At 39.3% G+C, this 13,619-nt stretch carries 4 protein-coding genes and 1 pseudogene; all 5 read right to left on the bottom strand.

All coding sequences use genetic code 11. The features are described 5' to 3' along the window. Nucleotides 1-46: 46 nt before the first annotated feature. The 5 genes and pseudogenes from BXY_RS15210 to BXY_RS15190 all read right to left on the bottom strand — a co-directional run bounded on the left by BXY_RS15210 (nt 47) and on the right by BXY_RS15190 (nt 13,608). The gene (locus BXY_RS15210) at nt 47-3,196 is read right to left on the bottom strand and encodes a glycosyl hydrolase (RefSeq protein ID WP_015532366.1); all 3,150 of its coding nucleotides are present in this window, start codon (nt 3,194-3,196) and stop codon (nt 47-49) included. A 797-nt stretch (nt 3,197-3,993) separates the two neighbouring features. After that, nucleotides 3,994-6,669, bottom strand: a complete 2,676-nt coding sequence (locus tag BXY_RS15205; protein WP_134993581.1) for a family 78 glycoside hydrolase catalytic domain — start codon at nt 6,667-6,669, stop codon at nt 3,994-3,996. Nucleotides 6,670-6,678: 9 nt separating this feature from the next. After that, nucleotides 6,679-8,085, bottom strand: a complete 1,407-nt coding sequence (locus tag BXY_RS15200; RefSeq protein WP_134993582.1) for an SGNH/GDSL hydrolase family protein — start codon at nt 8,083-8,085, stop codon at nt 6,679-6,681. A 45-nt stretch (nt 8,086-8,130) separates the two neighbouring features. Then, nucleotides 8,131-11,221 (bottom strand): annotated as a pseudogene (locus tag BXY_RS15195) (discoidin domain-containing protein). Between the two features lie 47 nt (nt 11,222-11,268). Continuing rightward, nucleotides 11,269-13,608, bottom strand: a complete 2,340-nt coding sequence (locus BXY_RS15190; protein ID WP_178286547.1) for a GH92 family glycosyl hydrolase — start codon at nt 13,606-13,608, stop codon at nt 11,269-11,271. Nucleotides 13,609-13,619 lie beyond the last annotated feature (11 nt).

Genomic DNA, 13,619 nt, shown 5'->3' with positions numbered 1-13,619 from the left:
TACATATATCTGCCATAACAATACTCTTTTCCTATTTAACATTATTTTAGTTTACCAATTCATAATCAACGACCTGAATTTCTACAGGTCCAAGTAGGCCTGAAGATTGTAACGGAGAATTTGCTTTCCACGAATTAATAGTTGTCCATGTCGGACGTTGGTCTTCCAAAAGAGACTGGTCGCCAATTAGACGATTTTGCCAATTATTGACAACTGTTATCTCCAGTTTATTCTCACCCTCCTTTAAAAAGTCTGTCACATTCAAACTATATGGATAAGTCCATACACCTCCTACATAGTGTCCATTCAAAGTTACTTTAGCCATTACCATCACACTGCCCAATTCAAGATACAAATTCTTCTGCGGAAGTTCTTTTAATACAAATTCTGTTTCATATACAGCTTTTCCTGAGAAATACTTAATTTTATTATCATTTACATTTGTCCAATCCTTCAAATGAGACCAAATTACCGCTGCCTCCGGTCCACGTTTACCTGCCTCAAATGTGATCTTCCAAGGGGTATCTATCTTATAAACTGTTGTTTTCTGTGGAAAATTATCTTTCTTTCTTGTTACTTTATTATTCTTGCGAAAAACAATAAAAGCACTTTCATTTCCTTCCAACTCAATCGGTAAAGATGTATAACCTTCTTTACTCTTAAAATCCGGTAAATAGCGAATCTCCCCTGTAACAGGATTCCAATGTTCTGGAGAGAAATCCTGAGATACACGAAATTCTCCGTTGAAAATCACTTTCTCATTATGCTGATTGGACACAAAATAAATTTCCGCATCCGGTAGAGTTCGATGTATAAACAGAACTGGCATATCCTTTTCACACATAAAATCAGGACATATATTCAGTGTATCCAACACATCTTGTAAAACAAGTCCCCGTTGGAACACTCTCCCTTTTCCATAATAATCGTTAGCAAACAATTCTGTACCAGTATGTGAAATCTCCTTATCTGCCTCAGGATAATCAGATAGGCTCGGAGAATATTCAGGAGCATCACCATAAACAGCCAAACCATTGCGTACCAATTCGCTAATCTTTCTCAAAACTTCAGGACGCATTGATTTTTGATTTGGCAATACCAATAAACGATACCTCATTCCATCCGGCAAGGTTAAATAACCATCCTTAACGACAGCTCTCGTTAAAAGAACCTCGGCATTAATAAAGTCAAAAGAATATCCCTTTGGTAATTGAGGGTCTATTGAACCTGTCATTTTGGGAGCATCCTCACCGATAAAATAGGCAACATCCGCCACATAAGTACCTTGCTGCAAAAGGAAATTTGATCTCCGCAGATAGTCTGTAAATAAATCCATCTGACTAAACCAAGTATTTTTCCGATTGAAGTCACTTCCAAACCAAGCACTCATACCAGGATTGCGATCCTCATACGGTTGATGAATATACAGATGAAGCAGTGAAGCATTGATACCTTCTGTAAAGAAACGATCTATCCGCGCTTTCATATTAGCCGGATAATTCGTGAAATTAGGTCCTCCACTGGTACAAGACTCCGCCCAAATACGCTTTTTACCGTAAATATGTCCACAAGAGGAAGCACAACGATTCTCAATTAGTCCCAAATCACCAAAGTTCCAAAATTCACCACTAATCTCATCAGATTGACCGCCATATTGCAAGAATTCTCCCGGAAATCCCCAATGCCCATAATTTTCCAACCAAGTTGTGAGTCCATGTTGATGGCAAATATACCTCAAACCACCTACATAATCATATGAAACAGCATCAGCAATCAAACGACGTAAATCCCAAAGAAAACGCGAAGATATATCCTCATTACCTACCACTTTTCCATATAGAGTTGGTAAATAAGGTAACGGATCGTACCCATAAACCTTCTTAAAACGTTCCAGCATATCATCTGCCCAATTTTGGCTACCCGTTTCATAGCTGTCTTGCACTACTATTTTCAGGCTCTTCCGATCAGCTTCGGGGATACGACGGAGGATTTCACCCATATAAGCATCAAAATGTGCACTAACATGCTTTCTACTCATCTTGTCTACTTCAAGCCCAGTAGCTTCAGGTGTGGCAGGTGTATTTGTCACACCTGTCGTTTTCATTTCCAAACAAGAAATAATCCAATCTCCTTCAGGCACATTCCAAGTCAACATTCCGTCTGACGACAGAAAGGCTGTTAAATCTGTCACCTTATCTTCCAGTATCACAAACCCCTCCGAATCATTATACCAATCTTGGTTAGGCCACATATATGAATTCCATTTTGGATCAGGACGCTGATACATTTTTGCCAAAGATTGTTCAGGATACCGTTCTACCACTTTTGCGGAAGAAAGAGAAACAATGGCCTCAATGTCTCCATAAGAATTAATCGGTTTATCCAACAACAAACGAAAATCTGCAGATTGCGTTGCAGGAAGAGAAATAACAACCGGAGCATTTGTAAAAAAGCCAACAGAACGCATTCCATTGGTGCGATCTATCTCAAATTTCCTGATCGTTTTATAAGTATCATCTACTTTAGCTTGCAATTCCGCTTTGGTCCATACATAATTGTTTGTTGTAAAAGTAAAACTACGAATAGGTTGTGGTTCATCAAGATGCATTTCAAAAACTACGGGTTCATATCCTTTCTGTTGCAGTTTCCATTCTTTTTTAAACACATCACTTTGTGTAGGATAAGCTATAACACGGACCAATTGCATCGAATCCGAATATTCAGGTATCGTATATGAAAGTGTTTGCGAACCTTTCACCATCGTATCGGTAGCTGCCAGATAACGCATACTCTGTTCCGGCTTCACCCACGGTCCTCCCGACTGACTCCACCCAGGACTATTAAACATTCCTATTTCCATATCCAGTTCTGTAGCAGTTTTCAGTGCTACATGTACAACCTCCCACCATTCAGGCGTAAATATTTTCACATCTCCATAAGCATTTCCTCCTATATCAATATTTCCTATGTAAACACGAGTAATCCCTGCCTTTTTCATAGCATACAGATCTTTAACCACTCCCTCTTTTGAGATATTATCTGAAATCCAATACCAATAACATCCCACTCGGATACTATCGGGAATTTCCCGAAAGCCTTTTTCAATAGTTACTATGGAAGGTACATTTTTTACATTCGAGCACGCTGATAAAAAGCAAATCAAAACACACGTAATCATTACTAAAACATTTTTCATGATATCATATTTTTCATTAAACTAGAGAAATATTATGGAAATACAAACACCAATCCTAACTTTTTACCTATATCTATTGAACTTTATACTATGAACGCTTGAAATTTTGGAAACCACTAAAATAGATATTTAAAAAGAATCGTATAAAAATCATAATTAAGCCGATAACAATGCAGGGTGGGGGTTGAGTATATCAATAAAGAAATTCAACTTAGGGGGGCTGGAACGTATTTGGTTCTTAATCAAATTCCGTGCTACTTATTTATGTTCAATAACCTTATTCATGGCTATTCCGGGGTACTTTAAGATGCATATAGCTTGGATAATTTATTTGCTATTTCTAATATGCCGATATCCCTTTATCCATCAACCTTTCAATGAGCTTTACTAGCACGGAATTTGAAGAAGAACCGAATCGTCTTCAGAGGCTGGGATTTCTTCTTATTCATTTCCCGGATTAGAAGATTATCTTTGGACAAATTTATAGTTAAAGTATAAATCTGTCCATTACAATAATATAAAGCTGATTAATAGAAAGATAGAAACTAAATTTCGTCATCTGATTTAACTTTATCCAGTGATAACAATTACTTTTATATATCCATATCTTTCAGAAAAGAGTGCCACCATCAATATCCAACCACAAATACACTTTCTTTTTACTATATACAAAGAAATGGTTGCTTTTATTTGATTATAATAAACCACAGGTATAGAATAATCAAATAAAAACAACCATCCAACAAATCTAAGCTTAATCCTTATAACGATATGCTTTCTAAATGGGAGTGATGTATCTACTTCAAATTAAATAGAAATTCATAATGCCCTGCTTCTACATCAACAGTCTGCTTTTTAATACTCACTTTCTTCTTATTCATCTTACATGAGACAGCATTATTGGGGATGCAAATTGTAGCTGTTGTTCCGGCAGGAACTGTCAATTGAAGGTTCAGCTGGTTATCATCTTCCAACTTCCAATTAACAGCAATTGTGCCATAAGGTGATTCTTTCGTTACTTTTGCCCAGGTCACACCATTCGGAATTTGAGGATCGACATAGAAGTGACGATATCCAGGTTCAGCCTCGTCAAGACGTATTCCTCCTACAGCCTGATAAAACCAAGTACCAATTCCATTGTAACAATTGTGCACACGACTTCGTTCTCCGCTCCAATATTCCCAAGTCGCTGTCGCACCACGATCAATCATATACAGATAACCGGGATAATCACGTTTCTTCATCATTTGATAGAAGAAATCCACTTGTTTATTCCGAACAGCCCATTCAGTCAAAATAGGTACTCCAACCAAACCAACAGCAATATGTCCTTTATGCTTTTCTTCGGTCATCATAACGACATTCTCTTTCACTTTATTATACAAAGAATCAGGTACAACACCTACCAACATAGGATAGCACATATCCAATTGTGAGCCGGTAGAATAGATTCCTTCATCCGCACGGTAGAACGTCTGATGAATCAACTTGTTAAGTTTTTCTTTACGAATAGCAAACTCTTCCGCCTCTTCTTTGTTTCCTAATGTTAAGGCTGTCTTATACATGGTGCTCAAGCATTCGCTGATAAAACAGTTACTTACCAAATCCACTGAAGCCTGATTACCTGCATCTACTCCCATGGGTGCCAGCCAATCGCCCAAATACCAGTCACGGTATTTGGTATCGGGCCAACGTTTCAGCAAACCATCTACTGTATATTTATCAACATACTTAAACCACTCTTTCATTTGAGAATAATATTTCTCAATCAAGCGGGGATCATTATAGTTGACATACGTTCTCCAGGGAGCCTGTACAAAGAATCCGCACCAATACGGACCGCCGCCACCGGCACCCGGATTAGGACCAACATGCGGCAAACTTCCTCCTTCACGCATGGAGTCTCCCCATGTTTGTATCCAGTTTTCAAATGTTGGAGCTACATCGTACATCGTTTGCAAAGACATCGTCGACGAGTTTCCATCACCACCATACCCTGCACGTTCCAAATGTGGACAATCTACCATATATCCACTAAAAGTCAAACATTTCATAGTATACTGAATCATATTATGGATATCATTCAAGTCAGCATCCGAACATTCAAAAGTAGCAGTCTGTTTGTAATCTCCATAAATTTGCAGAGATTTCATAGCACCTGTTTCCGGTTCTTGAGGAAGATTGGAGATGCGCACGTATCGGAAAGCGTGATGATTGAATTTATTTCTGAAGTACTCTCCTTGCTTACCACCAGATATATAGATATCACTTTCACCTTGCTTGTCAAATTCACCGTCTTTCGTCAAATTATCACTATACTCCATGATAACCTCATGCCCTGCCGGCAATATAGGCATTTGCATCTCAAACCATCCGGTCTGAACCTTTCCCATATCTACCAGCCATGTATCATCATCTATTTTTTTTACAGAAACAGCCTGCAAGGTCTGATGTATCTTGTTTACCTCACACATTTGAGGAGAAGCAAAATGATCAGGAACATTCACTTTCACAACAGGAGTCCATTTCATTTTGTCTAAAGCCTGTGTTGAGAGATCTCGCGGAAGAATCCTTCCATCTAGCCTCTCACCTCCAAACTGCAAAGCACGCCAAGTACCTGTATCCGAATAACCACTTTCACGTCCGTTCCATGATTCGTCTGTCTTCGTTACCACTTCCCATTTACCGTTTCTCAACACATCCAGTTCTGCCTTTACCAACGGACCTTCATAAGCAGCTCCGAAAGTAGTCGTTTTATACCAACCTTGTCCCAGCCAGATAAGCAGATCATTTTCTCCTTCTCTTAGATAAGGAGTTACATCATAAGTAACAATCAGTGAACGTTTAGATAAATGTGATACAGCAGGTGTAAGGACATCTTTCCCTACCTTTTTCCCATTGACATAAATTTCGTGATACCCCAACGTATTTACATGCAGGAAAGAAGTCTCCCCTTGAGTCAGCTTCACTTTTTTTCGAAGAATAGGAGCACAAATCTTATCACCCTCAATAGAAGCCCCTATATAATCTCCTTGCATCTGTGATTTATTCAAGATACCAACTCCAAAACGAGCAACTGGACTCCATGATGAAACTTGTTTTTTAGCATCCCAAACACGTACCCGCCAATAGCACAAAGAACGGGAAGTTAAAGCCTTACCCTGATAAGGAACCATAACAGAAACATTGGATTTCAATTTCCCGGTATTCCATAAATCAGCCCTATCCTGCGTCAACAGAATACTATCCGAAGCTACCTGTATCTCATAATAAGTCTGCCCGCCTTTCCAGCCGTTTCCCTTCAACTTCCAACTGAAGTGAGGGGTCACATTATCAATTCCTAGAGGATTAATAAGATTTTCACATTTCAACTCTGACAAATAAAAAGCAGTTGTTTTCTGACTTCCATACACTATCACAGACAGCCAACAGAAACAACAAACTAAACATAATAACCGTTTCATACTATTCATTTTCTATTATTACTCAATTCTTGTCAGCCTCACTTTATGAGTGACAGGTTTATTGATTTTATAAATTGTTTCAACAATAGTCTTCATATAATTGCTCCAAACCTCCCGTATTTCGGGATTCATCGCTTTTATATACCAGTCGTAGCTCATCCTAAGGAAACCATCTTTAGGTAAATATTCCTTCAGTTTATCGATAGCCTTTTGATCATCTGCAAACAGTAATCCTTCCTTTTTCAAGAATGAATATTCGGTCCACAAGTATTCTCTGAAGCGTTTCTCCACTTCAAACCGTTCTTCATTCAGATACATGATTTTCGCAGCTTGTTGATATTGGGGAGTATTCGGGTAATCTGCCAAATTCACTCCATTCGCCAACTTTTCGGATGAGAGATTGTCAATAAACTGATTGTCTATAGTTAACCGATACATTCCTTTCTCTAAGTTTGTTACCTGAAAACGTTCCTGATTAAACTCTTCCATAAATGGAACCAACTGCATTGCATCGCGTTGTGACCTTTTATTTCCCCAGCCACTTCTAGAAATTGAATCCAGCGGATAAGGAAGAGCATACGCCAGATAATCAAAAGTCAGATCAGCTCCGTTCTTTTTCAGTTTTGAAATCTTACAGTTCTTATGAGTTATTACAGATGAATGATATGCATCAATAGATACTGATGACACTTCATCCCCAGCCAGTCCCTGTGCTTTCAGAAACAAATAGGCCATAACCATCTGTCCGTCATTATCCGGATGAATTCTATCTATCCTGCAGAATGTAAATGTAGAATCTGCCTCCTGCTCTTTTCTGCTTATCTCACGCATCGGTTGGTTAAAATCAACAAAACCCCAGCCATTCTTTTTAGCCGATGTACGTTGGGCATCTATGATTTTTAAAATGGCGTTGTTCTTATTATGCAATATAAAATTATTAAACCGGGAAGTCTCATCATAAGGAGAACCACCAATCAAAACTTTCTTTATTTTATTTTTAGCCAGTAAGCGTTCTTCTATTTCCCGATAGCTTTCCAATGACTTTGCAATCCGTTGTTCCAACAGTTCTTTTGCATCGTCTTTCATGTAAATATCATAACCGGTATCATTCATACCGAAAGTTAGAGTCACATAAGTTGGTTTCCTGTTGAAAACATCATAGTCCAAACGATCCTTCATATCCCACGCACTCTCTCCACCAATTCCGGCATTCATGATAGTAATCGGTTTATCCGGGAAACGAGTCATGTAATACAACCAGATAAATGAATGATAATGTCCGCCGTGAGTAATGCTGTTTCCTACAAATACGACACGTTCCCCTTCTTCAAACCGGGGTATTGTTGTTTGTGCCTGTAAGTAATCGCAATTTATATAAACTAAAGATAACAACAAAAGTATCCTCATTTTTAGTCTATTAGCCATTTTCTTTATTCTTTTAATCAAACCATAAAGATAACCGTACAACAATCAATCTGCTATATCCAGCTTATTCTTCTCTGCTTTCCCATACTGTTTCACCAATACACTTACGCCTCCTTTCAACAGTTCGGGAGTCGCCTCCATAGTGATAACCTTTTCTTCGCCCGGCATCAACGTCACATAATTATCGGACATAATAATTGGAAGTATTCGTTTTTGCGTAGCCTTATTAACAAGCCTCACCCGATTAGCAAAAGCCACAGTCTCGGAATTGTTCTTTACAGCTATATTCATCTTTCCGTCAGACATCGATTTATCCACCAATCGGCAAGACAAAGCAACTTCCGGAAGTGTGTTCAGCAATGTATAGTCAAGATCTCTCACGCCATTCCGCCAATAGAAGTTTTCAGAGATTAGATTACCTTTGGCATCTGTCAGTTCCAACTTGATAAAATGAAGCGGAGTCAGTTCTTCTATCTCTTTTGGTTTCTCACCGTAGATTTCGAATTCGAACAATGAATATCCAAACTGTGTGGCACGGCTGATGCCTGCCAATTTCACATAACGTGCTGTAACAGGTTTCAATTCAATCTGTTCAGTACCACCTCTTCCATCTTTGTTGGCATAAACGGTTTTCCATTCTTGCGCATCATTCGATACTTGCAGTTCGTATTTCTTAGCACAAGCTGCCTCCCATTTCAAAATAACCTTTTCTATCTTTTCTTCTTTACCAAGATCAATGTATATCCATTGAGGATCACTGTATGCACTTTCCCAACGACTTCCGGCTCCTCCGTCAGTAACCATTGAAGCACTTTTAGAGGCACCTGTTGAAGAAGAAGCTACAGCCTTCTTTCCATAAGCCAGATTGAAAGGGTTAAAGTTCAAAGAAAATGCTTCTGCAATGTTGCTGGCTGCCACATCGACCTGTTTTGTCTGTCCGTATGCAGGCACTTCTTTTCCATTCAAGTTGTAAATTGCAGCTTTAGCTATTGCACCTTTCAAGTCCTTTGCTGTAGTATTTATTACTTTTATATTGTTATTGGAAGCATTCCATTGGATATGTAAAGGTTCACAAGCCTTTTTTGCTCCCCAATAAGCACCTGTAGGATCATAATAATAGTCATAAGTCTGCCATACAAACGAGGGATAAGCCGGATGACTCATCCAGATCAGAAGTCCGGCTGCATCATTCCACATCTTATCGTTCCAAGCCTCATACATACCTTTCATCACTTCGAGATTCAGCATTTGCGCTTTCTCGCAGAACTCTTCCAGTCCGGATGACTCTCCGTACTGTGTGTTCACTGAATTCTTATAATTAACCGGGTTGGCATTAGACGCTTCCTTACCGAAGAAATGTTTGTTCCATACATTATCATCATCATTCTTCAACTGCTCATCGGTAGGCAGAGGCCACCAGTCTTTTTCCGGAATAAACTCTTTGATACTTTCAAATGTCGGGAAAGTGGCTGTTCCTATTTCTGTACGCATACCGTAACCGTGATCAATGCCATAAGGATAAGCCGGTGTATTAAATGCCAGATTACTGCCTGAAGTTTCAAAATGGTGTCTTGGAGGTTGATTTCCCCACCAACCACTTCCGGACAATCCATCCTGATTGGAGCAAGACTTATACATACGGTCATTATTGTCCTCCTTCGCAATCATTTCACGCAGGTAATTATCCAAATCAGGTGCCGGATGCGTTTCATTTGCTCCACACCAAATAGCAATGGAAGGATGGTTTCTAAGGCGTCTGACTTTATCAAGAGCATTCGCTTTAAATGCTTCCGGTTGCGCCACGTCATTGTATGCTACATATAACCAGAAATCATTCCATACCATAATTCCATATTTATCACAATAATCATAAAACTCATCATCAGTAACACAACCGGTCCATAGACGGATCATATTGTAGTTCATTTCCTTATGAAGTCTGATTTTCGTTTCATACTCTTTACCCTGGCAGCGAAGCAGATATTCGCTCATTCCCCAGTTTCCACCTTTTCAGATAGATCTTCTGTCCGTTGATAAAGAATGTAAGAACAGGATATCCCACTACATTATCGACCATTTTATACTCATACTTCTTGATACCGAATGTCATTTCTTTTACATCCGACACTTTTCCATCTACAGAACAAGTCAGCTTACAAGTATAGAGATTGGGATCACCATAACCATTCGGCCACCAAAGTTTCGGATGGTCAACAACCAATTGAGCTACGTCATCTTTGTTAATAGATAGTCTGGCTGTTGTTCCTCCTTCTACCCGAATGTCTTTAGAGAAAGAAATATTCCCCGGCTGAATCACTCCGGATACAACGACTTCTTTTGGGGAAGAAGAAGCATTTCTAATATCTGTTGAGACAGAAAGCTCTGCTTTCTGCAAGGTCGGTAACTCTGAACGCACCCAAGGATCTTCCATCACTACATCTCCCGTTACCACAAGATAAGCATTGCCTGTGATACCAGCCAGACGTCCCGGTACGTATGGCATCCAGTCCCAACCGGCACCAGCCAGATAACTGGGGCTACATGCAACTCCATACGGGTCTTTAGCCTTACGCGTCTTTTTCTGATCGGCATCGGTAATCAGAACAGCTATCACATTCTTACCAGACTTCTTTACCAGATTGGTCACATCAAACTTCGAACGTAACATGTGACCGCTTACATCTTTAGTAGATGTTTTTGTTCCTGATATCTTCTCGCCATTAAAATAGAAATCGGCAAAGCGGTTCGTATTGTCGAAGTGAAGCCATACCCGCTTCCCCTCCGAATAAGAAGACGGGAGTTCGAATTCCGTACGATACCAGAAAGGACGGTTATAAAACGTTTCGTCTACTTTATAAATATTATCGGCATAATTAGGATCAGGAACGATTCCTGCTTCAACATAAGCAGTAAAAACAGTTCCGGGTACAACCCCTTTTACATAATCGGACATTTTAAATTCCGGAGTAGAAATCTGCTCTCCGGTTATGTTCTCTAAATCTGCCTGGGGTTTCACTTCCCAGATAACCCGAGGATTAGAGCTATTCAAAGACATTCTAGTACTCTGCTCGGCGCAGCCTGTCTGAATAAGAACAAATATGACCAATACAATGAAAAGTCCAAGTCTATTTATCATACTATCAAAACTTTAAAGTAACAATTAGTTAAAAAAGATATTATTAATCAGACTCCCCACTCAACATTCGGTTTATCGCCCATAAACAGTTCTAATGTACCTCCAGCTGCAATGTCCGCAAAGTCAAGATAACATTTATTGTATTCCCGACCGTTCAACAAAGCCTTTTGTATATAGACGTTATTTATACTATTATTATGAGCTATCACCGTGAATTTCTTCCCGGTATAATAATTGGGATCAAGACTGAACTCTATTTTATCAAATACCGGACTTGTAATCTCCATACGTGTATTACCCGGACAAGAAGGATGAATACCGGAAGCAGCCAACACATACCATGCCGACATTTGACCGACGTCTTCATTACCAACAATACCTTCTACTTTATTAGCATACGCTTTTTCACAAATATAACGTGTCCACTTCTGGGTATGCCAAGGTACAGCAAGCTGATTAAAGAGGAAAGGAGCAAAATGCACCGGTTCGTTAGCATGATTGTAGTATTCATTCCACAACATATTGGAAGGAGTCTTACTGAAAAAATAAATCAGATCTTCAATTACTTTCTCTTTACCGCCCATCAATTCCACCATTCCCGAAACATCATGAGGCACGAACCAACCTTGTTGATAAGAATTTGCTTCTATACAGCCATACCATTCTTTAAGACGTGCATTCTCTGGCCATGCTACCCATGAGCCATCTGCTTTACGAGGACGGAACCAACCTTTCTCTTGATCAAAAATATGATGATATGCCTGGCCTTTTTCGTAAAAAAGTCTAGCATCCTCGCCTTTTCCCATGGCCTGTGCCATTTGAGATACACACCAGTCTGTGTAAGCATATTCCAAAGTTGTCGAAATACTTAATGGTTCCGGTATATAACCTAATGAATCATTACCAAAATGCCGTGAAGTATTAACGGCATACCGATAAGCTTTCTCTGCATCATACGTACGAATTCCCTTTACATAAGCATCCGCCAAAACAGACAAGGCGGGATTTCCCAACATACAACCGGAATAGGAATTTAGAAATTCCCAACGTTCGTAATATTCACGTCCGCTCTGCTCTGCCATTGAAATCAATGAATTCAATTCATCGCTCACCAGACATGGGTTAATTATAGTCTGCAAAGGAAACTGGCTGCGAAATACATCCCATCCACTAAAAATAGTACGCTTTGTAAAAGCACTGTCCGTTGTATGTATTTTATAATCACCTCCTACATAACGACCATCCACATCAGTATAAATACGAGGATCAATCATTGTATGATACATAGCAGTATAAAAAATAGTTTTTTCATCTTCCGTACCACCAGATATCCGAATACGACTAAGTTCTTTATTCCACAAATCCGTAGCTTCCTTCTTTACCTGCTCTAAATCTTTAGAAGCTATTTCCTGTTTGAAATTATTAGCAGCTCCTTCCATATCAACGAAAGAGATACCCACTTTCATCTCTACAGTCTCCCCTTCTTTTGTAGGAAACTCTGTAAAAAAGCCCAAATGCTTACCTTCCAATTCTTTCTTATCTTTGATGACCGGAGCTTGTGAAACACGAGTCAAATAAGGAATACTAACCACTTCATCACGTTTCCGAACCCAACTTTCAGGAATATCCGCACTCCAGAAACCATAATCTGCCAAAGGTTTACTGAATTGAGCATAATAATAGACAGTATAATCGGCTTTTCCTTCACCATTCCCCCATCCACCACCATCAGGTGTACACTTCATCCAACCTTGAATGGTATGTTCATCTACAACCTTAATATATTGGGAAGTAGATGTTCCTCCCACTCTACGCGCTAAATCAATCTGAATACGAGACCGCTTATTAGAAGGATAAGTAAAACGTAAAATTCCACAATGCGGCGTTGCGCTACTTTCCACTTTTATACGGTAATCAGTCAACTCAACCGAATAATATCCTGCCTTGGCTGTCTCAGTCACTTTGTTATAAACTGAACGATATCCCTTTATACTATCATTATTTTCTTTCCCTGCTACTTTATATAATTCACCTGTTGTAGGCATTACCAAGAAATTTCCTAAATCGCCGAACCAGCCCACACCACTCATCTGTGTAAAGGCAAAGCCTTCAATCGTATTATGTTCATCACTATATCCAGAACCATTATCTCCTCCTGTGATGGTATTTGGACTAACTTGTACCATACCATAAGGAGTGGTAGCTCCCGGAAAAGTTTTACCTAATCCATGATATACACCCGCAGCCCCTACACTGGTACTGGCGCCAATAAACGGATTTACATAATCAGTCGGGATCAAATCTTCCGATACTGTACTGGTGGACGAACATCCCGTCATCCAGCATAAAAAGCAAACAAATAAAAGATTAGCAGTCGCTTTATACATAACAATATAAT

Origin of the sequence: Bacteroides xylanisolvens XB1A, from assembly GCF_000210075.1 — a bacterium.
GTDB classification, from domain to species: Bacteria; Bacteroidota; Bacteroidia; order Bacteroidales; family Bacteroidaceae; genus Bacteroides; species Bacteroides xylanisolvens.
The sequence above is the reverse complement of the archived record's forward strand: the minus strand, read 5'-3'. Positions and strand labels throughout refer to the sequence as shown.